The sequence below is a fragment of the Sphingomonas sp. BL-S-28 genome, assembly GCF_055521515.1.
In genome coordinates, this window is sequence record NZ_CM145484.1 from 223,581 (window position 1) to 246,480 (window position 22,900).

Consider the following 22,900-nt stretch of genomic DNA (forward strand, 5'->3'; position numbering starts at 1 on the left):
CGCCGCCAAGCCCCGCCTCGAATCCCACAAGGCTGCACCAGACAACGAAACCCGTCATGGCGACAACCGAGAGGTAAGCGGCCCGGACAACTTTCGAAACAGGGGTGTCCATCATGTACAACCTTGTGGGAACGGGGGAGTGCAGCTTATCGGCGGTTTTCCCGAGAGAGGCCATGTCGCCGGTCGGCAGGCGTCAGCCGCCGGTCGAGACCGTTGTCCCCCTTCCCGGGCCGTTTTCGGCGTAATGCCGTGCCCTAGGCCGTACCCTGAATCGCCTTGCGCCCCACCGTTGAGGTAAAAGCGGGGATGGAGATTCGCCCATCGCGCGGAGTGATCGGCGTGCGAATCGTGCTCACCTCGAAATCCGGCGGCAGGCCGGCGTTGACGAGGTCGTAAGGCGAAATGCGCGTCCGCGTGCAAAGGCCGCCATTGCCGTCACTCACCAGCGTCTTTTCGAAGGCGACGCCCAGTTGCTCACCGATCGTGCGCCGCACGGTGGCCACTTCCAGCTGGCCCTCGCCGAAATAGAGCACGAAGCGCGTGCCCAGCGGGACATCCTCCAGCCCGTCGATCAGCGCGCCGGTGGCGGAGAGGTTGCGCAGGACCGCCGGGTAATAGTGATCCTCATGAATCGCGCCGATCCAGCGGAACATCGATATGCGATCCTCGCGCTGGTGGGCCGGGCCGCAAGGTTCGATGCCCCAGCCCGGCTGGCCGGCTGCCGCCATGAAGGCGTCCGCCGGGATCGCCTGCGAATAGATGTAGCCCTGAATATGGCTGACGCCCAGTTCGCGCAGCATGGCCAGCTGGTCCAGCGTCTCGATTCCTTCCGCCGTCGTCTCCATGCCGATGGCCTTGGCCATGGCGACGATCGCGGCGATCAGCGCCTTGTTGCGCGCGCCCGCTTCGGCCGTGCCGCGCACGAAGCTCTGGTCGATCTTGATCTTGTCGAACGGGGCGGTGCGCAAGTAACCGAGCGAGGAATAACCGGTGCCGAAATCGTCCAGCGCCAGTCGCACGCCCAGGGCCTTCAGCGCCCGGAACCGCGCGTCGGTATCGGCGCCTTCGGCCAGGAACACGCCCTCGGTGATTTCCAGTTCCAACCGTTCGGGAGGGAGGCCGGACGCGGCCAGTGCATTGGCAACCACGGCAGGAAACCCGGGATCGGTGAACTGCCGGGGCGAGACGTTGACCGCCACGCGCAAGGCCCCCGGCCACAGCGCCGCATCCCGGCAGGCCGTACGCAGCGCCCATTCGCCGATCTGGCAGATCATCGTCGATTCCTCGGCGATGGGGATGAATTGCGCCGGGCTGATCACGCCCTTCTTGGGGTGGTTCCAGCGCATCAGCGCCTCGGCACCGGTCACCACGTCGGATCCGGCAGCGACGATCGGCTGGTAGTGCAGTTCCAGTTCGCCGTGGGCCATGGCATCGTGGAGGTTCTCCTCCAGCATCCGGCGATCCTCGGCAGCGGTCAGCAGTTCGCGCGAGAAGAAGCGGAAGCGCCCTCGCCCGCCGTGCTTGGCAGCATAGAGCGCAAGATCCGCGTTGCGCACCAGTTCATCGACATCCTGACCGTCGAACGGCGCGATGGCGATGCCCACCGAAGCGCCGATGATGCAGCGATTGCCGTCGACCGAGTAGGGTTGCGAAAGCATGGCGATGATGCGTTCGGCCAGATTGCCAAGGTCGCCGCGATCCTCGACATCGGGGACGAGGATCTGGAACTCGTCGCCGCCCAGCCGGCAGGTCCGCTCCGCCTCGCCGACAATGGTGGTCAGCCGTTCGGCCACTTGCTGCAGCAGGGCGTCGCCGGTCGAATGGCCCAGCGTGTCGTTGACCTGCTTGAAGCGGTCGAGATCGATCAGCAGCGTGGCACAGGGGCGTTCCTGCACTTTGTAGGCACGCAGGGTGCGATCGAGCGTGCGCGCCATCTCGCGGCGGTTGAGCAGCCCGGTCAGCGGATCGTGCATCGCCTCGCGCGAGTTTTCTTCGGCAATTCGGCGTTCGTCGGTGATTTCCGAGCAAAGGCCGCTGAACCCGGTGAACCGGCTACTTTCGTCGAACTGCGCCTCGCCCGAAAGCAGCCACCAGCGACGATGCTGCCCGTCGCCAGTGCAGACGGGCACTTTCTCGAACCGGGAGCGGCGCGACAGCGCGAACCGCAGGCTTCGGCCCGAACCGGCGCCGTCATCGAAGCTCTGGAACACATCGGCCACGGGGCAACCGATGGCGCTTCCGGTCACGCCATCAGGCAAACGGGCCAGTGCCCCTTCGGACAGATAGCGGATACGCCCTTCGGCGTCCGAGGCCCAGAGGCCCAGGCCGTCGATCCCCTCGACCGCACGGCAGAATTCGCGCGCCTGTTCGGCATCGATGGCCGGCCCCTCGCCCGCCTCGCGCACCCGCGCCGCTTTCCTGTCTGCACGTCCGAAATTCCAGGCCATCGACCACGCCCTGCGACCATCCCAGGGTATGTACTTAGTCACGCGAAAGTTACTTTCGCGTAACCATACAAGTGACCGCAATCGGCCCGCCCGTTCCGCAAGCAAAAAGCCCCGCCGGATCGCTCCGGCGGGGCTTTTCGTGTGCCTGTCAGGCGCCCCTTTCAGGGCAGGGCGGGAAGCTTACGCCTCGTCGCCACCCTCAGCCTGGTCATCACCCTTGATCAGGTAATCGCCGGCATCGGCGTCCAGACCATGGGTTTCACCCTCGACCATGGCGAGCGGATCGTTGCCGATCGCCGCTTCGGGGCCCTGGGCCAGTTCGGCTGCATGCTCTTCTTCCGCCGAATTGGCGGCGATGAGCGCTTCCTGCATCCGGCGGTACGAAGCGCGCAGGGCAGCGTCGCGGCTGGAGGCCGCCACGCGCATGCGGTTCATGCCGGCACCGGTGCCTGCCGGGATCAGGCGGCCGACGATGACGTTTTCCTTCAGGCCGATCAGGGTGTCCTTCTTGCCTTCAACCGCCGCCTGCGTGAGCACGCGGGTGGTTTCCTGGAACGACGCGGCCGAGATGAACGAACGGGTCTGCAGCGAAGCCTTGGTGATGCCGAGCAGCACCGGCTTGCCTTCCGCGGGCTGCTTGCCCTCGGGAAGCTTGCTGTTGATCTCGAACATCTCTTCGTAGTCGACCTGTTCGCCCGGCAGCAGGGTGGTGTCGCCACCGGCCGTGATCTCAACCTTCTGCAGCATCTGACGAACGATCGTCTCGATGTGCTTGTCGTTGATCTTCACGCCCTGCAAGCGGTAGACTTCCTGGATTTCCGCGACGAGGTATTCTGCCAGAGCCTCGACGCCGAGGACTTCCAGAATGTCGTGCGGATCGGGCGAGCCCGAGATCAGGTTGTCGCCCTTCTTGACGAAGTCGCCTTCCTGCACGTCGATCACGCGGCTCTTCGGGATCAGGTACTCGATCGGTTCACCCTCTTCCGGGATGATCGCGATCTTGCGCTTGGCCTTGTAGTCACGCACGAACTCGATGCGGCCGGAAACCTTGGCGATGATCGAGTTGTCCTTCGGCTTGCGGGCCTCGAACAGTTCGGCAACGCGCGGCAGACCGCCTGTGATGTCGCGGGTCTTGGCAGCTTCGCGCGAAGCACGGGCGATGATGTCGCCGGCTTCGACGGTCTGGCCGTCCTCGACCGAGAGCGTGGTGCCCGGCGCCATCATGTAGCGTGCGGTTTCACCCGAACCCTCGTCCAGAAGGGTGATGCGCGGACGCAGGTCTTCCTTCTTCTTCGCGCTGCGCGAGGAACGGTCTTCGGTGACGACGCGGCTGGTCATGCCGGTCGCATCGTCGACCTGCTCGGTCAGCGTGCGGGTGTCGATCAGGTCCTGATACTTCACCGTACCCGAGGTTTCGGTGATGATCGGCAGCGAGAACGGATCCCACTCTGCCAGGCGTTCGCCTTCCTTCACCGTCGCGCCGCTGGTGTGGAGCAGCACCGTACCATAGGGCACGCGGCTGATCGCACGTTCGCGACCTTCGGTGTCGAACACCACGATCTCGCCGTTGCGGGCCAGCGACAGGCGGCGACCGCGCTTGTCGACGATCGTCGGGATGTCGCGATACTCGACCTTACCGTCGCAGATCGATTCCAGGTGGCTGGTTTCGTTGAGCTGCGCGGCACCGCCGATGTGGAAGGTACGCATGGTGAGCTGCGTGCCCGGTTCACCGATCGACTGTGCGGCGATAACGCCGACAGCTTCACCGATGTTGACCGGGGTACCACGGGCGAGGTCACGGCCGTAGCACTTGCCGCAGACGCCCTGCTGGGCTTCGCAGACCAGCGGCGAGCGGATGCGGGCAGCCTGGTGGCCGGCAGCCTCGATCTTGGCGACCGCGGCTTCGTCCAGCAGTTCGCCCTTGGCGGCGACCACGTTGCCGTCCTTGTCGAGCAGATCCTCGGCCAGGGTACGGCCCAGGATACGCTCGGCGAGCGAGGCGATGGTGGAACCGCCCTGCACGATCGAACGCATTTCCAGCGCACGCTCGGTACCGCAATCCTCGATCACGACGACGCAGTCCTGCGACACGTCGACCAGTCGGCGGGTCAGGTAACCCGAGTTCGCCGTCTTGAGCGCGGTGTCGGCCAGACCCTTACGGGCGCCGTGGGTCGAGTTGAAGTATTCAAGAACGGTCAGACCTTCCTTGAAGTTCGAGATGATCGGCGTTTCGATGATCTCGCCCGACGGCTTGGCCATAAGGCCGCGCATACCGCCCAGCTGCTTCATCTGCGCCGGGCTACCACGCGCACCGGAGTGGCTCATCATGTAGATCGAGTTGATCTGGGCCATGCGGCCCGTCTCGGGATCGATCGGCTGGGCCTTCAGCTCTTCCATCATGGCGTTCGCCACCTGGTCGCCGCAACGGCTCCAGGCGTCGATCACCTTGTTGTACTTTTCCTGCTGGGTGATGAGGCCGTCCTGGTACTGCTGCTCGTAATCGGCAACCAGTTCCTTGGTCTCGTTCACCAGGGCTTCCTTCGAATCCGGGATGATCATGTCATCCTTGCCGAAGGAGATGCCCGCCTTGAACGCGTTGCGGAAGCCGAGCGACATGATGGCGTCGGCGAACAGCACCGTGTCCTTCTGGCCGGTGTGACGGTAGACCTGGTCGATGACGTCACCGATTTCCTTCTTGGTGAGAAGGCGGTTGACGACGTCGAAGGGCACCGTGTGCGACTTCGGCAGGCACTCACCCAGCAGCATGCGGCCCGGGGTGGTTTCGAAGCGCTTCATGTACTGCTGACCGTTCTCGTCGGTCTGCGGCACGCGGGCTTCGATCTTCGAGTGCAGGGTCACGGCGCCGACGTGAAGTGCTTGGTGCACTTCGGCCATGTCCGCGAACTTCATGCCTTCGCCCGGCTCACCCGTGCGGTCCATCGACAGGTAATACAGGCCGAGAACCATGTCCTGCGAAGGAACGATGATCGGCTTGCCGTTGGCGGGCGAGAGGATGTTGTTGGTCGACATCATCAGCACACGCGCTTCCAGCTGGGCTTCCAGCGAGAGCGGCACGTGGACGGCCATCTGGTCACCGTCGAAGTCGGCGTTGAACGCCGAGCAGACGAGCGGGTGCAGCTGGATCGCCTTGCCTTCGATCAGCACCGGCTCGAACGCCTGGATGCCCAGACGGTGGAGCGTCGGCGCGCGGTTCAGCATGACCGGGTGCTCGCGAATGACTTCGTCGAGGATGTCCCAGACTTCCTTGCGCTCCTTCTCGACCCACTTCTTGGCCTGCTTCAGGGTCATGGAAAGACCCTTGGCGTCCAGACGGGCGTAGATGAACGGCTTGAACAGCTCGAGCGCCATCTTCTTGGGAAGACCGCACTGGTGCAGCTTCAGTTCCGGACCGGTCACGATGACCGAACGGCCCGAATAGTCGACGCGCTTGCCGAGCAGGTTCTGACGGAAGCGGCCCTGCTTGCCCTTCAGCATGTCGGACAGCGACTTCAGCGGACGCTTGTTGGCTCCGGTGATGACGCGGCCGCGGCGGCCGTTGTCGAACAGGGCGTCGACGGCTTCCTGCAGCATGCGCTTTTCGTTGCGGACGATGATGTCCGGCGCGCGCAGCTCGATCAGCCGCTTCAGACGGTTGTTGCGGTTGATGACGCGGCGATAGAGGTCGTTGAGGTCCGACGTCGCGAAGCGGCCGCCGTCCAGCGGCACCAGCGGGCGCAGTTCGGGCGGAATGACCGGCACGACGTCGAGGATCATCCACTCGGGACGGTTGCCCGAATCGATGAACGATTCCACGACCTTGAGGCGCTTGATGATCTTCTTGGGCTTGAGTTCCGACTTGGTCGTCTCAAGTTCCTGGAGAAGGTCCGCACGCTCCTGCTCAAGGTCGAGGTTGATGAGCATGTGCTTCACCGCCTCGGCGCCGATGCCGGCCGAGAAGGCGTCTTCGCCATACTCGTCCTGCGCGTCGAGCATCTCGTCTTCGGTCAGGAGCTGGTACTTCTCAAGCGGGGTCAGGCCCGGCTCGATAACGATGTAGCTCTCGAAGTACAGGACGCGCTCAAGCTGCTTGAGCTGCATGTCGAGCAGCAGGCCGATGCGCGACGGCAGCGACTTCAGGAACCAGATGTGCGCGACCGGAGCGGCCAGCTCGATGTGGCCCATGCGCTCGCGGCGCACCTTGGTCACGGTGACTTCGACGCCGCACTTTTCGCAGACGACGCCCTTGTACTTCATGCGCTTGTACTTGCCGCAAAGGCATTCGTAGTCCTTCACGGGACCGAAGATGCGGGCGCAGAAGAGGCCGTCACGCTCAGGCTTGAACGTGCGGTAGTTGATGGTTTCCGGCTTCTTGATCTCGCCGAAGGACCAGGAGCGGATACGCTCAGGGCTCGCGAGACCGATCTGGATCTGATCGAAGGTCTCGGGCTTCGCCATCTGGTTGGTGAACTTGGTCAGGTCGTTCATGGTTCAATCCCTCTGGGGGTGAATTCTCTTATCGGACGGAACATGGGGTGGGCGGAGCGCGGCGGCTCCGCCCATGATCCCGTTATTCCGCCGCCAGCGCCGTGCCGTCGTCCTCGTTGTCGTCGTGGCTGGTAAGCTCGACGTTGAGGCCCAGCGAGCGCATTTCCTTGACGAGAACGTTGAAGCTCTCCGGAATGCCGGCTTCGAAGGTGTCGTCGCCCTTGACGATCGCTTCGTAGACCTTGGTACGGCCCACCACGTCGTCCGACTTCACCGTCAGCATTTCCTGCAGGGTGTAGGCGGCGCCGTAGGCCTGGAGGGCCCAGACCTCCATTTCACCGAAGCGCTGGCCACCGAACTGCGCCTTACCGCCCAGCGGCTGCTGGGTGACGAGCGAGTAGGGGCCGATCGAACGGGCGTGGATCTTGTCGTCGACAAGGTGGTGCAGTTTCAGCACGTACTTCATGCCCACCGTGACCTTGCGGTCGAAGCAGTCACCCGTGCGGCCGTCGTACAGATGCACCTGACCCGACTCGTCGAGACCGGCGAGCTTGAGCATGTCGGAGACATCCTTCTCGACCGCGCCGTCGAACACCGGCGAACCCATCGGCACGCCCTTGCGGACGGACTGGGCGAACTCGACGATCTGTTCGTCGCTGCGCGATTCGATATCGGCGGTGTAGTTCTCGCCGTAGATCTCCTTGAGCAGCTCGCGAACGGCTTCCGGCGGCTGGCCGGCAACCGGGTTCGGGTTGGCCGCACGCCAATCGTCCAGAGCAGCGCCGATCCGCGCGCCCAGGCCGCGAGCGGCCCAGCCGAGGTGCGTTTCGAAGATCTGGCCGACGTTCATGCGCGAAGGCACGCCGAGCGGGTTCATCACGAAGTCGACCGGGGTGCCGTCTTCGAGGAAGGGCATGTCTTCCAGCGGCAGGATGCGGCTGATGATACCCTTGTTACCGTGACGGCCGGCCATCTTGTCGCCCGGCTGAAGCTTGCGCTTCACGGCAACGAAGACCTTGACCATCTTGAGCACGCCGGGGGCGAGTTCGTCGCCGCGTTCCAGCTTCTCCTTGCGGTCCTCGAACTTCTCCTGGATCGCCTTGACGGTGAGGTCGTACTGGGTCTTCACCGCTTCGAGCTGCGACTGCATGTGGTCGTCCGCAACCGCGAACTTCCACCATTCGTGACGCTCGACCTCGTCCAGCACCTCGTCGGTGATGTCCACGCCCTTCTTGATGCCCTTGGGCGCCGAAGTGGCGACCTGGCCGAGGAGCATGTCCTTCAGACGGTTGTAGGTGGCGCGGTTGAGGATGACGCGTTCGTCCTCACGGTCCTTGGCGAGGCGTTCGATTTCCTCGTTCTGGATCGCGCGAGTACGGTCGTCGACCTCGATACCGTGACGGTTGAACACGCGCACGTCGACGATCGTGCCCGAAACGCCCGGCGGCAGACGCAGCGAGGTGTCGCGGACGTCCGAGGCCTTTTCACCGAAGATGGCGCGGAGGAGCTTTTCTTCCGGCGTCATCGGGCTTTCGCCCTTCGGGGTGATCTTGCCGACCAGGATGTCGCCCGGGTGCACTTCCGCACCAATGTAGACGATGCCCGCTTCGTCGAGGTTGCGCAGGGCTTCCTCGCCGACGTTCGGGATGTCGCGGGTGATGTCTTCCGGCCCCAGCTTGGTGTCGCGGGCCATCACTTCGAACTCGTCGATGTGGATCGACGTGAACACGTCGTCCTTCACGATCCGCTCGGAGATCAGGATGGAGTCTTCGTAGTTGTAACCGTTCCAGGGCATGAACGCGACGAGCACGTTGCGGCCCAGAGCCAGTTCGCCGAACTCGGTCGACGGGCCATCGGCGATGGTATCGCCGGCCTGCACGACTTCGCCCACCTTCACCAGCGGGCGCTGGTTGATGCAGGTCGACTGGTTCGAACGCTCGAACTTCTGCAGACGGTAGATGTCGACGCCCGACTTGCCGGGTTCGATATCGCCCGAGGCGCGGATGACGATACGGGTGGCGTCCACCTGGTCGACGATACCGGCGCGCAGCGCCGAGATCGCGGCGCCCGAGTCACGCGCAACCGTCTCTTCCATGCCGGTGCCGACGAACGGAGCGTCCGCCTTCACGAGCGGCACGGCCTGACGCTGCATGTTCGAGCCCATGAGTGCGCGGTTGGCGTCGTCGTTTTCCAGGAACGGAATGAGCGAGGCGGCCACCGAGACGAGCTGCTTGGGCGAAACGTCCATCAGCGTGACCTGGTCGCGCGGGCTCATCACGAATTCGCCGTTCTGGCGAGCCGAGACGAGTTCCTCGACGAACGAGCCGTCGGCGTTCAGCTCAGCCGACGCCTGCGCGACGGTGTGCTTCTGCTCTTCCATCGCCGAAAGGTAGACGACGTCCTTGGTCACGTGACCGTCGTTCACCTTGCGGTACGGCGTTTCGATGAAGCCGTACTTGTTGACGCGGGCGAAGGTCGACAGCGAGTTGATCAGACCGATGTTCGGGCCTTCCGGCGTTTCAATCGGGCAGATACGGCCATAGTGGGTCGGGTGAACGTCGCGGACTTCGAAGCCGGCGCGCTCACGGGTAAGACCACCCGGCCCAAGTGCCGAAACGCGGCGCTTGTGGGTGACTTCCGACAGCGGGTTGGTCTGGTCCATGAACTGCGAGAGCTGCGAGGAACCGAAGAACTCGCGAACGGCGGCCACGGCGGGCTTGGCGTTGATGAGGTCGTTCGGCATCACGGTCGACACGTCGACCGAGCTCATGCGCTCCTTAACGGCGCGCTCCATGCGGAGCAGGCCGACGCGGTACTGGTTTTCGAGCAGCTCGCCCACCGAACGCACACGGCGGTTGCCGAGGTTGTCGATGTCGTCGATTTCGCCCTTGCCGTCCTTGAGGTTCACCAGTTCCTTGACCACGGCGAGGATGTCCTCGACGCGCAGGGTGGTCACGGTGTCCTCGGCATCGAGGCCAAGACGCATGTTCATCTTGACGCGGCCCACGGCCGACAGGTCATAGCGGTCGGCGTCGAAGAACAGGCCGTCGAACAGCGCTTCGGCAGTTTCCTTCGTCGGCGGTTCGCCCGGACGCATGACCTTGTAGATCGCTTCCAGACCCATGTCGCGGTTCTCGGCCTTGTCGGCCTTGAGCGTGTTGCGGATCCAGGGACCGGTGTTGATGTCGTCGATGTCGAGCAGGTCGATCTGGTCGATGCCCGCGCGGTCGAGCGCTTCGAGGTTTTCCGGCGAAACTTCGTCGCCCGCCTCGATGTAAATGCGGCCGGTGGATTCGTCGATCAGGTCCTTGGCCGAATAGCGGCCGAAGATTTCCTCGGTCGGGATCAGCAGTTCCTCAAGACCGTCCTTCTGCGCCTTGTTGGCGGCGCGCGGCGAGATCTTGGTGCCGGCCGGGAACACGACTTCGCCCGACTTGGCATCGACGATGTCGAACGCCGGCTTGGCACCGCGCCATGCTTCGGCCTGGTACGGCAGCTGCCAGCCGCCCGAACCACGCTTCCAGGTCACGGTTTCGTAGAAGTGGTTGAGGATCGCTTCGCTGTCGAGGCCCAGGCCGAACAGCAGCGAGGTGACCGGCAGCTTGCGCTTGCGGTCGATACGCACGTTGACGATGTCCTTGGCGTCGAACTCGAAGTCCAGCCACGAACCGCGGTACGGGATCACGCGGGCCGCGAAGAGGTACTTGCCCGAGGAGTGCGTCTTGCCGCGGTCATGGTCGAACAGCACGCCCGGCGAACGGTGCATCTGCGAGACGATGACGCGCTCGGTGCCGTTGATGAAGAAGGTGCCGTTCTCGGTCATGAGCGGCATGTCGCCCATGTAGACGTCCTGCTCCTTGATATCGAGGACCGAGCGGGTCTCGGTCTCGGCATCGACTTCGAACACGATCAGGCGCAGCGTCACCTTCATGGGGGCCGCGTAAGTGATGCCGCGCTGGCGGCACTCGGTCACGTCGTACTTCGGCTCTTCCAGCTCGTAGTGGACGAAGTCGAGTTCGCTGGTGCCCGCGAAGTCGCGGATCGGGAAGACCGAGCGCAGGGTCTTTTCCAGACCGGAGACATAGCCGGTTTCGGGATTCGAGCGCAGGAACTGCTCGTAGCTTTCGCGCTGAACCTCAATGAGGTTGGGCATCTGGACGACTTCGTGGATGTCGCCAAAGATCTTGCGGATGCGCTTCTTTGCAGAGCGGCGCACATCGACGGGCTTGGTGGCCATGATCTGGTCTTTTTGCCTCTTCGCTTCGGGGCCGATTCGCGATGAACGACCCCTTGAAAATCTCGTCTGCGAGGACGTAATCCCTGCCGTGAAAACAGGGCACCCGAAACGCCAAAAGGCCGCCCGGCACGCGCGGAATTCCTTAAGGAACGCCCATTGCGGCCAGCAGCCTGATGCATCGGATGAAATCCCGAAAGCCTCCTTCCCGGGCGTGCCCCCGCGCATGGGCAGCCTTGCTCGAGGCGATCGAGCGAGGGCCGGATATAGGAGCCGGGGCCTCCACCGTCAATGTCACCAATGCGAGAGGTGGTTTTTGGCGTGAACGCCGGATGAACCTTTCGTCGCAAGAATGACAGATTTCCGCCATTTTTCGGCGGATTTATCGCGCAAAAGGCGGTTCGTCCGCAAAATCCGCTCATCTGATCGCGGTTTTGCACGCTTCGTCGTAACCAGTGCCGGTCCGGTGCATTTTTCTGTCATGGAAAAGAGGATTGCCCCCCGCTCGCCCCGCGCCCTGACGGCGATTGCCGCCGTCCTTGCGCTCGCTACCACCCCGGCTTTCGCGCAGGAGGCCAGCACAACGGTGCCGCCCGCTGCCGCAATGCCGGAGCAGACGGTTCCGGCCACGCCGGCACAGCCTGCAGCGCCGACCTCCGCCGCGCCGACGATCGTGCTGCCGCAAGTAGACGACGCCGCGCCAACAGCCACGACGGCGACACCGGCACCGGTTGCCCCCGCACCGGTCACCACTGCGCCGGTCACAACCGCACCCGCCTCCGTGCCCGATGAAGCGGCGGCGGCTGCCGCTCCGGTTGCTACCTCAAGGCCGCAAGCCGCCGATCGTGCGCCGCGCGCGACACCCCCCGCGCCCGCTCGCGTGCCCACCGCAGAGAGCGCAGGCACGGCACGCACCGGCGCGCTGGCTCGGGGCGACTCGCCGCCGGCCGTCGTGTCTTCCCCGGCGACAACTGCGCCTGTCACCGAACCCGGCGCGGTTGCCAGCCCCGCACCCGCTGCTGCTCCGGCGAATACGAATAACAACGCCGGCTTCCCGATTGAGGGCATCGTCGGCCTGCTCGCTGCCCTGGGCATCGCCGGCGCCGGCGCCTATGCCATGACCCGCCGCCGCCGCACGGATAGCGAAGACGAGTTCGTCGAGGACTTCGCCCCCGCCGACCCCGAACCGACGCCCGCCGCCATGGCTGACCCGATGGCGCTTCCCGCCAATCCCCCCACCCGCCCTGCTGCCCGCCTCGGCCCGTCGGCCGAAGCGCTGGCCGCCGGTCCGGTTCCCATCGGCGACGATCGCGCCGAATTGCTGGAAGCGATGGTTGCCGCCGCGCCGAACGAGGCGAACCCCTTCACTTCGCGCAAGGCCCGAATGCGCCGCGCGCGCCTGATCCTTCAACACCGCGAGCACCTGCAAATGCAGGGCAAGCCCTTCGACTGGCGCACCTACAGGCCCACGACCAGGCCCTCCAATCCCACCCCCACAGAAACACTGGTCGAGGCCTGAACCCGGCGATGCCGTAACCCCTGCACGGCAAAACCGGCCTTCAATGCGGGGCGACTCCCAGCGAGTCGCCCCGCTTTTCTGTGCCCCGCCCACTCTTCTGCTCACCGCCGGAGCCTCGATTTTCCGAAATACGATCAGCCACATATTGTTTTTCGATATTATTGATTGACGATAAGTTCGAATCGGCTTATTGAATATCGATATCAAGCATATCGGAGAACGAACAATGACCCAGTCCCAGATGCAAAAGGCCTCTCGCCCGCTCGCCGTGGCGCTGGCCATCGTCGTCACCGGCGCCTTCTGGCTGCCCACCGTGTCGACCCCGGCCGAAGCCGCCGCCCGCACGCCGGTGACCGTCGAAGCCGGCACCCACCTCACCATCGTCGTCGCCGCGCCCGCCGCGCCGGCCTTGATGTAAGATTCAGGAAAAGAGGGGCACCGACATGACTTCCACCATGCAATCGATCACGCGCGACCCACTGCTCGCCATCGCCAAGGGACTGCTTTGGTTCCTGATGGCGAGCATGGCCATCGCCATTGCCGCCTGCCTTGTGGCGATCCCGCTGCTACTGTTCTTCCAGAACGACATCTCCGCCGAAATGGCCAAGGAAATGCCGCTGGTGATGCCGCAGTTCTTCTGGGCGGTCAGCGCCATCCTGGTCTTCGCGGCAATCCTCTGCGGCATCCTGTTTCGCATCTTCCAGCTGCTGAAGCGGATCGTCGGCACCGTGGGCGACGGCGATCCCTTCGTACCGGAGAATGCCCGGCGCCTGACGCAGATGGCGTGGCTCAGCCTGGTGGTGCAGCTGATCGGCCTGCCGCTTTCCACGCTGGGCGCGCTGATCAACAAGATCGGCGACGGCCATACCCACCTCGACACCATCGGCGGCATCTCGGGCAACGGCCTGTTGCTGATGCTGATCCTGTTCATCCTGGCCCGCGTCTTCCGCAAGGGCGCCGAAATGCGCGCCGAGCTGGAAGGAACCGTGTGATGGGCGACGACGGCAACGAAGGAGGCAATATCGTGGTGAAGCTGGACGACCTGCTCTATGCCCGCCGCATGACGCTGACCGAACTGGCGGAGCGCATCGGCATCACCCTGGCCAATCTTTCGATCCTGAAGACCGGCAAGGCCAAGGCGATCCGCTTCTCCACACTGGAAGCGATCTGCCGGGAACTCGATTGTCAGCCGGGCGACCTCTTGGGATACGATGCGCCCGAAAGCCCGACCGCCGACCCCGCCGACTGAGATCGACTCTGCTTGACTCCGGGCGCGCTTTCCTTCAAAGGCGCGCCCGAACCGTTGGGTTTCGGCCCATCGTTCATCCGTCCGAGACAGTTGGTGTCCTCGATTTGCGAGGACTTAATTTCCAGCCTAGACGGGGAACAGGAAATTTTCCGGCCCTCGCTCCTTTTTGAAGCGTGGTGCCCAATTCAGGCCTCGGCCTGAAAAACTCCTTCCCCATCGCCAACGGACTCGCCCGAAGTGCATCAGCGCTTCGGACAAACGTAGCCGGCCGTGCGGGACGCAAGTTCCAAACGGTCACATGTGAAGGAGTAAGGCATGGATCGTTTGCAGAAAGCCGATTCGGTCGCCCAGCTCAACGCGGTCTTCAACGAGGTCGGCGTGGTGGTTGTCACCCGCAACCTCGGCATGTCGGTGGCCCAGTCCACCGCCCTGCGCGGCAAGATCCGTGAAGCCGGTGCTACCTATAAGGTTGCAAAGAACAGTCTTGCCAAGCTTGCCATCGCGGACACCGACTACGTCGGTATCAACGACTTCCTGACCGGCCCGACGGCCATCGCCACTTCGGTGGACCCCGTCGCAGCTGCCAAGGCCGTCGTCGATTTCGCCAAGACGACCGACAAGATCGAGATCGTCGGCGGCGCGATGGGTTCGCAGGTTCTGGATGCTGCTGGTGTCAAGGCTCTCGCCTCGATGCCGTCGCTCGACGAACTGCGTGCCAAGCTCATCGGCCTCGTTCAGGCTCCGGCGACCAAGATCGCCCAGCTGCAGACCGCTCCGGCGGCCAAGCTGGCGCGCGTCTTCGCTGCCTATGCCGACAAGGCTGCTTGAGCCAAAGCTTAAGCAACACTTTTCGTTACGATTTATCCCGGCGGACCGCATCCAGCACCCCGGGACCACAGATCAGGAGTTATTATCATGGCCGATATCGCCAAGCTTGTTGAAGAACTGTCGCAGCTGACCGTCCTCGAGGCCGCTGACCTCGCCAAGGCTCTCGAAGAAGCATGGGGCGTTTCCGCCGCTGCTGCCGTTGCCGTGGCTGCTGCCCCGGCCGGCGACGCTGGCGCCGCTGTTGAAGAAAAGACCGAATTCGACGTGATCCTCACCGGCGACGGTGGCAAGAAGATCAACGTCATCAAGGAAGTCCGCGCCATCACCGGCCTGGGTCTCGCCGAAGCCAAGGCTCTCGTCGAAGGCGCCCCGAAGGCTGTCAAGGAAGGCGTCAACAAGGCTGAAGCCGAAGACATCAAGAAGAAGATCGAAGAAGCCGGCGGCACCGTCGAGCTCAAGTAATCTTCTTCTCGGAAGTTCTTCCGAGCAGAAAAAGGAAAGGGCGGTCCCTCGGGGCCGCCCTTTTCGTTTGGGGGTTGTTTGGAAAATGCCCGCCGGGGCATTTTCGCGGCGGCACCAGCCCACTCCCGTCCCGAAGAATACGAAAAGGTCCGGGGGACCTTTTCGCTGAGGGAGCCGACCACCCACGAGCGTATCCTGATGGGTGGTCGCGTGGGGGAGTGGGCTGGTGCCGCAAAATCCGGCCGCGCCGGATTTTCAAACAGGCATATGCTTGACGCCGCCCCTGCATATCCATAACACGATATATAACGTGATATGGAGATTCAAGTGACCGACGTTATTGCCGATCTGGGCGGCATCCTTCTGGGCAGCCGCATGAAGCGTCTGGCCGAACGCCTGCAGGGCGATGCGGCGCGGATCATCGAGGATGCCGGCCTTGGCGTGCAGCCCAGCCAGATCCCCCTGCTCGCCGCGCTGGACACGGCGGACATGACCGTGGGCCAACTGGCCGAGGCGATCGGATCCAGCCAGCCCGGCGTGACGCGGGCAATCGGGCAACTTACTGAACTTGGGCTGGTCGAGGCCAATCCCGGCGCGGATTTGCGTCAGCGCCTGCTTTCGTTGACGCCTACGGGCAAGTCGGCGATGGCGCGGGTGAAGATGCAGGTCTGGCCCGGCGTCGGCCGCGCGGTGGACGAAATGTGCGATGGCCGGACCGCCGAACTGCTTGAGCTCATCACCCGGATCGAGACGGCGCTCAGCGCATCCTCGATGGGGGAGCGCCACGCCCGGCTCGGCAAGCCCCAGCTGACGATCCGTGAGTTCTCCGACGATCTTGCCCGCGAATTCCACGATATCAACGCCGAATGGATCGAAGCGATGTTCCGCCTGGAACCCACCGATCGCGATGTGCTGGAAAATCCCCGCGCGCGCATCGTCGATCCCGGCGGCACGATACTCTTCGTCGAGGCGGAGGGGCTGGGCATTGTCGGCACCTGCGCGCTGCAGAAGACCGGCGATCATTCCTTCGAACTGACCAAGATGGGCGTGCGCTCCTCCGCACGCGGGCTGAAGGCGGGAGAATTCCTGCTCGACGCCATGATCGGCCGCGCCCGCGAAATGGGTGCCGACCCGCTCTACCTGCTGACCAACAGGAAGTGCGAGGCGGCGATCCATCTCTATGAGAAACTCGGCTTTCAGCATGATGCCGGGATCATGGAGCGCTACGGCGCCCGGTACGAGCGGTGCGACGTCGCGATGATCCATCCGCTTTGAACGGGTAATCTGGCGTTCAGCTTCGCGGGAGCAGCTTGCCCCGGCAAAGGACGAGTCACGAAGGAGGTTGCCCCCTCATGCGAATGCCTTCGAAAAAGTATCTTCTCGGCGCCGCCGCACTGGCCCTGCTGGGCGCCGGCGTGGCCGAAGCCGCAACTGCCAAGCTGCATACCATGAACGTCAATGCCCCTGACGGATCGGTGGTGCAGGTCCAGTATTCCGGCGATGTGGCCCCCAGGGTGGAGGTCGTTCCTGCCGATCAGGCACAAGCCGCATCGATGCCGGTGATGGCGGATCCCTTCGCCGAAATGGACCGTATTTCCGCGATCATGGACGCACGCATGAACGCCATGATGCAGCAGGCGGCAATGATGCAGGCGCACGCCGCGCAGATGCAGCAACAGGCAGTCGCCAACGGTGACGCGCAGCAGTCTGCTCCCGGCATGGTGATGGTCGGCGACATGCCCAAGGGCGCGCAAGTGACCTACTATTCGTCGAGCACGGACGCCAATGGCTGCACCCGCTCGGTCTCCTACAGTTCGGACGGTTCGGGCGCGGCGCCGAAGATGACTCAGGCTGCCTCGGATTCGTGCGAAGCAGTCACGCCCTCGACCAAGGCGATCCCCGCCAAGGCCGAAAAGCCTGTGGAACAGCCCAAGCAGCCCCTGCCCGCCAATACGATCTGACCCCTTTTCGCGGTTCTTCGGCCCGGTCTTCCGCAACGCCAACCCCCTTGGCCACCCCTCGGAAGACCGGATGAAAGGGCGGCGCCGCTCCCATGTCGCGGCGCCGCCCTTTTTCGTTTGCAAACTTACTTCTGCTTTTCGAGGTAATCGATGATCGCCTTGCGCTTCTCCGCATCGGGGACGGCGATCACCATGCGCGTGCCCGGCACCATCTTCATCGGACCCTGCAGCCAGGTATCGAGCGATTGCCGATCCCACGTGATCCCGGACTGTTTGAGCGCCGGGCTGAACGGGAAGCCGGCCACATCACCCGCCTTGCTGCCGACGATGCCGTGGAGCGTTGGCCCGACGCCGCTGCGGCCGGCTTCGACCGAATGGCACGAACGACAGATGGCAAAGGCGGGAGGCGCGGTATCGGCAACGGCTGGCGCTGCGGCCGCGACCTCGGTCGTCGCGGCAGGCGAGCTGGACTGCTGCTGCTCGCCCGAACCTCCGCACGCCGCGACCAGTGCGAGCGGTAGGGTTGCGATTATCGATTTCACGTACATGCGGGAACTCCGGCCTGGCCCGAACCTGTCGATTCTTGTCTTGGCGACATCCCGTATTATGCCGCAGCGATGAAGGGAAGTGACTGATCCAGCGCAAAGTCCCCGCGCTTCGGCCACGACAAATCCGCTTTCGTTCGCGCACGCGAACGCCTATCGCCCTGCGACCATGGCGACACGCGACCTGCCTTCCACCTTCCGTGCCGAACTGGCCGCCACCCTGCGCCTTGCGGGGCCGCTGGCGCTGGCCAACCTGCTGCAGATGGCGGTTTTCGCCACCGACGTGATCTTCGTCGCCCGGCTTGGCCAGCAAGCCTTGGCGGCGGCGAGCCTGGCCGTCGCCATCGTAGCGCTGCTGGCAATGGGTCTCAACGGCGTGACCGGCGCGGTCGCCCCCTTGATCGCCGCCGAACTCGGCCGACGCCGTCATTCGGTGCGTGAGGTGCGTCGCTCGACGCGCATGGCGCTGTGGGTCGCGATCTTGGGGGGAATCGCTTGCATCGCGCTCTGCCTGTTCGGCGGCGCGCTCATGCGGCTGACCGGGCAGGATCCCGACGTTATCGATCTGTCCGGCCACTTCATCCGGGTACTGTCCATCGCGATCGTGCCCATGGCTGTCGCGAACGTGCTGCGCACGTTCGTGTCCGCCCTCGGCCGGCCGTTTTTCGCCACGGCGATCACGGCGCTGTCGATCCTGGTCAACGTGCTGGGCAACTACACGCTGGTCTTCGGCCACTTCGGTTTCCCGGCGCTGGGGCTGACGGGTTCCGCATTGTCCAGCATCACCACCGCCTGCGTCAGCGTGCTGGCCTATGCCCTGGCCATTTCGACCGACCGCAAGCTGCGGCGATTTCACGCCTTCGGCCGCTTCTGGCGCGCGGAGACTGAGCGGATGCGCCAGATTCTGGCACTCGGCCTCCCGATCGCCGCAACGCTGATCGCGGAAGGTGGCCTGTTCTCCGGCGCAGCATTTCTGATGGGCCGCATCGGCGAGGCGCAGCTGGCCGCGCATACCGTCGCCCTGCAGATCGCCGCTTTCGCGTTTCAGGTGCCCTTCGGCGTGGGTCAGGCGGCCACAATCCGCGTGGGCTATCACTACGGCGCGGGCGACAGGCGCGGCGTCGGCCATGCGGGCAGCGCGGCCATTGCGATCGCCATGGCGTTCATGATCGTCTCCGCATCGACCATGCTGATCTTCCCGCGCTTCATTCTCTCCGGCTATGTCGACGTGCGCGCGCCGGAAAACGCGGTGCTGGTCACTTTCGCGCTGCAGTTCCTGTTCGTGGCGGCGATCTTCCAGTTGACCGATGGCCTGCAGGCGGTTGTCGCCGGCGCCCTGCGCGGCATTCAGGATACGCGCGTGCCGATGATGATCGCCCTGTTCGGCTATTGGGCGGCGGGCTTCGCGACGTCCGCCGCGCTCGGGCTATTCACCCCGCTGCAGGGCGTGGGCGTGTGGATCGGCCTTGCCGTCGGCCTCACCGCCGCGGCGGTACTGCTGCTCATGCGCTGGCATTGGCGCGACCGCTTTCACCTCGCGCCGATGTAAGGCTGGAACGGGACCGTCACGCACTCGTCTCATCCTGCGCCTACACCGACCTGAAATTTTTTGCCGGCTCATCGCTTGACGAGCCCACCGGGGGGAACCATATCCCCGGCCGTTGGCACTCTGCACGCCAGAGTGCCAATTCCAGTTTCTTGCCCTTTTAGTTCGTAGGATAAGGGAGAATCCCATGACTTTCCGCCCGCTGCACGACCGAGTTCTCGTGCGCCGCGTCGAGGCCGAAGAAAAGACGGCCGGTGGCATCATCATCCCCGACAGCGCCAAGGAAAAGCCGGCTGAAGGCGAAATCGTCGCCGTCGGCACCGGCGCCCGCGCTGAAAACGGCACCATCACCCCCCTCGACGTCAAGGTTGGCGACCGCGTGCTGTTCGGCAAGTGGTCGGGCACCGAAGTCAAGGTTGGCGGTGAAGACCTGCTGATCATGAAGGAATCGGATATTCTCGGCGTTATCGGCTGAGCATCCTGATTTTCTGCATTTTCCAGATTTTCTAAAAGGAATTCAAAATGGCAGCCAAGGACGTAAAGTTCGGCCGCGACGCGCGTGAACGCATTCTCGCCGGCGTCGACACCCTCGCCAACGCCGTCAAGGTGACTCTGGGCCCCAAGGGCCGCAACGTCGTGATCGAGAAGAGCTTCGGCGCTCCCCGCATCACCAAGGACGGTGTTTCGGTCGCCAAGGAAATCGAACTCAAGGACAAGTTCGAGAACATGGGCGCGCAGATGCTGCGCGAAGTGGCCTCGAAGGCCAACGACAAGGCCGGTGACGGCACCACCACCGCGACCGTCCTCGCCCAGGCGATCGTGCGCGAAGGCATGAAGTCGGTTGCCGCCGGCATCAACCCGATGGACCTGAAGCGCGGTATCGACCTCGCCGTCCACAAGGTCGTCGAAAACCTGAAGGCCCGCTCGACCCCGGTCGCCGGCACCTCGGAAATCGCCCAGGTTGGCATCATCTCGGCCAACGGTGACGTGGAAGTCGGCGAAAAGATCGCCGAAGCCATGGACAAGGTCGGCAAGGAAGGCGTCATCACCGTCGAAGAGGCCAAGGGCCTCGAATTCGAACTCGACGTCGTCGAGGGCATGCAGTTCGACCGTGGTTACCTGTCGCCCTACTTCGTGACCAACCCCGAGAAGATGACTGTCGAACTCGACAACCCCTACATCCTCATCCACGAAAAGAAGCTGTCGTCGCTCCAGGCGCTGCTTCCGATCCTGGAAGCCGTGGTGCAGTCGGGCCGTCCGCTCCTCATCATCGCCGAAGATATCGAGGGTGAGGCTCTGGCCACGCTCGTCGTCAACAAGCTGCGTGGCGGCCTGAAGATCGCAGCCGTCAAGGCTCCGGGCTTCGGCGATCGTCGCAAGGCGATGCTGGGCGATATCTCGACCCTGACCGCTGGCGAAATGATCTCGGAAGACCTGGGCATCAAGCTTGAGAGCGTCACGCTCGGCATGCTTGGCCAGGCTAAGAAGGTCACCATCGACAAGGATAACACCGTCATCGTCGACGGCGCCGGTTCGCACGACGAAATCAAGGCCCGCGTCGAACAGATCCGCGCCCAGATCGAAGTCACCACCAGCGACTACGACCGTGAAAAGCTCCAGGAGCGTCTGGCCAAGCTTGCTGGCGGCGTTGCCGTCATCAAGGTCGGCGGTGCCACCGAAGTCGAAGTGAAGGAACGCAAGGACCGCGTCGACGACGCTCTCCACGCAACCCGCGCTGCCGTTGAAGAAGGCATCGTCCCCGGCGGCGGCACCGCGCTGCTTTACGCAACGCGTGCTCTCGAAGGCCTGACCGGCGCCAACGAAGACCAGACCCGCGGCGTGGACATCGTCCGCAAGGCGATCTCGGCTCCCGTGAAGCAGATCGCTGAAAACGCCGGCAGCGATGGCGCCGTCGTCGCCGGCAAGCTGCTCGACCAATCGGACGAAGGCATCGGCTTCAACGCCGCCACCGACGTCTACGAAAACCTGAAGGCCGCCGGCGTTATCGACCCGACCAAGGTCGTTCGCACCGCGCTGCAGGATGCGGCTTCGGTCGCCGGCCTGCTGATCACCACCGAAGCGGCGATCAGCGACAAGCCGGAAGACAAGGCTGCCATGCCGGCGATGCCAGACATGGGCGGCATGGGCGGCATGGGCGGCTTCTAAGCCAACCACGTCACCAACGCGAATTGGGGCCGGAAGGAGCGATCCTTCCGGCCCTTTTTCGTTATTGCCCCAGCCCAACCGCCATCGCGGGCCCTTTCGGGAAGAATAGGCCCGCGCAATCTTGGGTACCAAGACGCGTCGAAATCGCCGAAAGTGCATTTTTTAACGGATTCAAACGCATCCGAATCGGTCTTCGCGACGACAGGATCGATCCAGTTCCCGCAATTGCCCGCACGGGCCATGCAATTCGTCGCGCAACGCTGGCGCTTTATCGAATTCGGATTAATCTCACCGGTGGGTTAACCCTGCGGGAAAATCAGAAAGGTAAGGGTGGGTTCTGCATGATCGGGGCAGATAGTCTCCTGACGCGGTGCCTGGCCGGCACGCAGCGTTTCATCAAGGTCGCAAGCATTGTCGCCGCTGCCACCGCGTCCTTCGCGCCTGCCCATGCAGGCAATATCAACGACGTGCAGGATTCTTTCGATTCGGTGTTCGGCACCGAATTGCGCAGCCCGCGCACGCCGGATGACTTCGAACGCCGCCTGGCCGGCGTCGCCGAAGGATCACAAGGCCGCATCGGCGTCGCCGCCGTGGACCTTTCGACCGGGCGGACTGTCGACGTGCTCGGCAACCAGCGCTTCCCGATGGCCAGCACCAGCAAGGTCGCCATCGCCGCGACCTTCCTGGACGGCGTCGACAAGGGCAAGTGGAGCCTTTCCAGCGAATATCCGCTGATGATCCCGGTCGCCTCCGCGCCGTTTTCCAGTTCAGTCGCGCCGGTGCGCCCGGGTGCCTACATGTCGGCCCGCCAGTTGATGGAGCTGATGATCACGCGCTCCAACAATTACGCGACTGATGCGCTGCTCAAGGTCGTCGGCGGCCCCGCCGCCGTCAATGCCTGGGTGCGCCGCGCCGGCATCGAGGATTGGCATATCGACCATGACATCGCCACGCTGGTGCGGGACGATGGCGCGATCAACCCCGCCAAGGTGGTCGACAAGCGCGACAGCGCCACGCCGCTTGCGATGGTCGAGCTGCTGACCGGCATCTATCAGGGCAAGTGGCTGACCCCGGAAAGCCGCAGCGTGCTGATGGGCGCCATGAGCCGCTGCGTCACCGGCCGCAACCGCATCCGCGCCGGCCTGCCCAGCGGCGTCAGCGTCTCGCACAAGACCGGTTCGCTCAACAACACGTCGAGCGACATCGGCTTTATCGAAACCGCCGACGGCCGCGCCTATGCGGTGGCGATCTATGTCACCGGACAGGGTGGCCGACCGGCCCGCGAAGCCCGCATCGCCAGCATCGCCCGTACCGTTTACGAAGGCTATCTGGCAGACGCTGGCAGCTATCGCCGCACCGCCTCCGCCTCCCGCTGAGCTATCGCACCGCCAAACGAAAAGGCCCGCCGGATCGCTCCGGCGGGCCTTTTCGTTTGGGTGAAGCCCGAACCGAAATCCG

The 22,900-nt window shown here is 64.0% G+C and carries 16 protein-coding genes; 12 read left to right on the forward strand and 4 right to left on the reverse strand.

Going from position 1 to position 22,900, the window contains the following annotated elements; genetic code table 11:
• Window positions 1-254: 254 nt before the first annotated feature.
• The 3 genes from ACZ1JC_RS09795 to rpoB all read right to left on the reverse strand — a co-directional run bounded on the left by ACZ1JC_RS09795 (window position 255) and on the right by rpoB (window position 11,169).
• Window positions 255-2,447 carry a putative bifunctional diguanylate cyclase/phosphodiesterase gene (locus tag ACZ1JC_RS09795; RefSeq protein WP_465137038.1) on the reverse strand — a complete coding sequence of 731 codons (2,193 nt, stop codon included), beginning with the start codon at window positions 2,445-2,447 and terminating at the stop codon, window positions 255-257.
• Between the two features lie 180 nt (window positions 2,448-2,627).
• A complete protein-coding gene (gene rpoC / locus ACZ1JC_RS09800; protein WP_465137037.1) occupies window positions 2,628-6,932 on the reverse strand; it encodes a DNA-directed RNA polymerase subunit beta' in 4,305 nt (1,434 codons plus the stop codon).
• An 82-nt stretch (window positions 6,933-7,014) separates the two neighbouring features.
• Entirely contained in the window at window positions 7,015-11,169 is a 4,155-nt protein-coding gene (rpoB, locus tag ACZ1JC_RS09805; protein WP_465137036.1) for a DNA-directed RNA polymerase subunit beta, read from the reverse strand.
• 478 nt (window positions 11,170-11,647) lie between these two features.
• Between rpoB and ACZ1JC_RS09810 the strand changes: the two genes are divergently transcribed.
• The 8 genes from ACZ1JC_RS09810 to ACZ1JC_RS09845 all read left to right on the forward strand — a co-directional run bounded on the left by ACZ1JC_RS09810 (window position 11,648) and on the right by ACZ1JC_RS09845 (window position 17,185).
• Window positions 11,648-12,685 (forward strand): hypothetical protein, encoded by a 1,038-nt coding sequence (locus ACZ1JC_RS09810; RefSeq protein ID WP_465137035.1) that lies wholly within the window; start codon window positions 11,648-11,650, stop codon window positions 12,683-12,685.
• A gap of 226 nt (window positions 12,686-12,911) precedes the next feature.
• The gene (locus ACZ1JC_RS09815; protein ID WP_465137034.1) at window positions 12,912-13,103 is read left to right on the forward strand and encodes a hypothetical protein; all 192 of its coding nucleotides are present in this window, start codon (window positions 12,912-12,914) and stop codon (window positions 13,101-13,103) included.
• Between the two features lie 25 nt (window positions 13,104-13,128).
• Window positions 13,129-13,677 (forward strand): DUF2975 domain-containing protein, encoded by a 549-nt coding sequence (locus tag ACZ1JC_RS09820; protein ID WP_465137033.1) that lies wholly within the window; start codon window positions 13,129-13,131, stop codon window positions 13,675-13,677.
• Entirely contained in the window at window positions 13,677-13,934 is a 258-nt protein-coding gene (locus ACZ1JC_RS09825) for a helix-turn-helix domain-containing protein (RefSeq protein WP_465137032.1), read from the forward strand. The genes ACZ1JC_RS09820 and ACZ1JC_RS09825 overlap by 1 nt, the downstream gene beginning before the upstream one ends.
• 315 nt (window positions 13,935-14,249) lie before the next feature.
• Window positions 14,250-14,762: a 50S ribosomal protein L10 gene (gene rplJ, locus ACZ1JC_RS09830; RefSeq protein WP_465137031.1), complete on the forward strand. Its 513-nt coding sequence runs from the start codon at window positions 14,250-14,252 to the stop codon at window positions 14,760-14,762.
• 87 nt (window positions 14,763-14,849) lie between these two features.
• Window positions 14,850-15,224 carry a 50S ribosomal protein L7/L12 gene (gene rplL, locus ACZ1JC_RS09835; RefSeq protein ID WP_465137030.1) on the forward strand — a complete coding sequence of 125 codons (375 nt, stop codon included), beginning with the start codon at window positions 14,850-14,852 and terminating at the stop codon, window positions 15,222-15,224.
• 327 nt (window positions 15,225-15,551) lie between these two features.
• Window positions 15,552-16,499, forward strand: coding sequence for a bifunctional helix-turn-helix transcriptional regulator/GNAT family N-acetyltransferase (locus ACZ1JC_RS09840; protein WP_465137029.1), 948 nt, complete (start codon window positions 15,552-15,554; stop codon window positions 16,497-16,499).
• Window positions 16,500-16,576: 77 nt separating this feature from the next.
• On the forward strand, window positions 16,577-17,185 hold the full coding sequence (locus ACZ1JC_RS09845) for a hypothetical protein (RefSeq protein WP_465137028.1): 609 nt from the start codon (window positions 16,577-16,579) through the stop codon (window positions 17,183-17,185).
• Between the two features lie 125 nt (window positions 17,186-17,310).
• Here the strand turns inward: ACZ1JC_RS09845 and ACZ1JC_RS09850 are convergent, their stop codons facing one another.
• On the reverse strand, window positions 17,311-17,733 hold the full coding sequence (locus ACZ1JC_RS09850; RefSeq protein WP_465137027.1) for a c-type cytochrome: 423 nt from the start codon (window positions 17,731-17,733) through the stop codon (window positions 17,311-17,313).
• A gap of 166 nt (window positions 17,734-17,899) precedes the next feature.
• Between ACZ1JC_RS09850 and ACZ1JC_RS09855 the strand changes: the two genes are divergently transcribed.
• The 4 genes from ACZ1JC_RS09855 (at window position 17,900) to bla (ending at window position 22,818) form a co-directional block, all read left to right on the forward strand.
• Complete coding sequence (locus ACZ1JC_RS09855; RefSeq protein ID WP_465138633.1) at window positions 17,900-19,279, forward strand: MATE family efflux transporter; 1,380 nt, start codon at window positions 17,900-17,902, stop codon at window positions 19,277-19,279.
• 184 nt (window positions 19,280-19,463) lie between these two features.
• On the forward strand, window positions 19,464-19,751 hold the full coding sequence (groES, locus tag ACZ1JC_RS09860; RefSeq protein ID WP_086492655.1) for a co-chaperone GroES: 288 nt from the start codon (window positions 19,464-19,466) through the stop codon (window positions 19,749-19,751).
• 47 nt (window positions 19,752-19,798) lie between these two features.
• The gene (gene groL / locus ACZ1JC_RS09865; protein ID WP_465137026.1) at window positions 19,799-21,442 is read left to right on the forward strand and encodes a chaperonin GroEL; all 1,644 of its coding nucleotides are present in this window, start codon (window positions 19,799-19,801) and stop codon (window positions 21,440-21,442) included.
• Window positions 21,443-21,783: 341 nt separating this feature from the next.
• The gene (bla, locus tag ACZ1JC_RS09870) at window positions 21,784-22,818 is read left to right on the forward strand and encodes a class A beta-lactamase (protein WP_465137025.1); all 1,035 of its coding nucleotides are present in this window, start codon (window positions 21,784-21,786) and stop codon (window positions 22,816-22,818) included.
• Window positions 22,819-22,900: the final 82 nt, after the last annotated feature.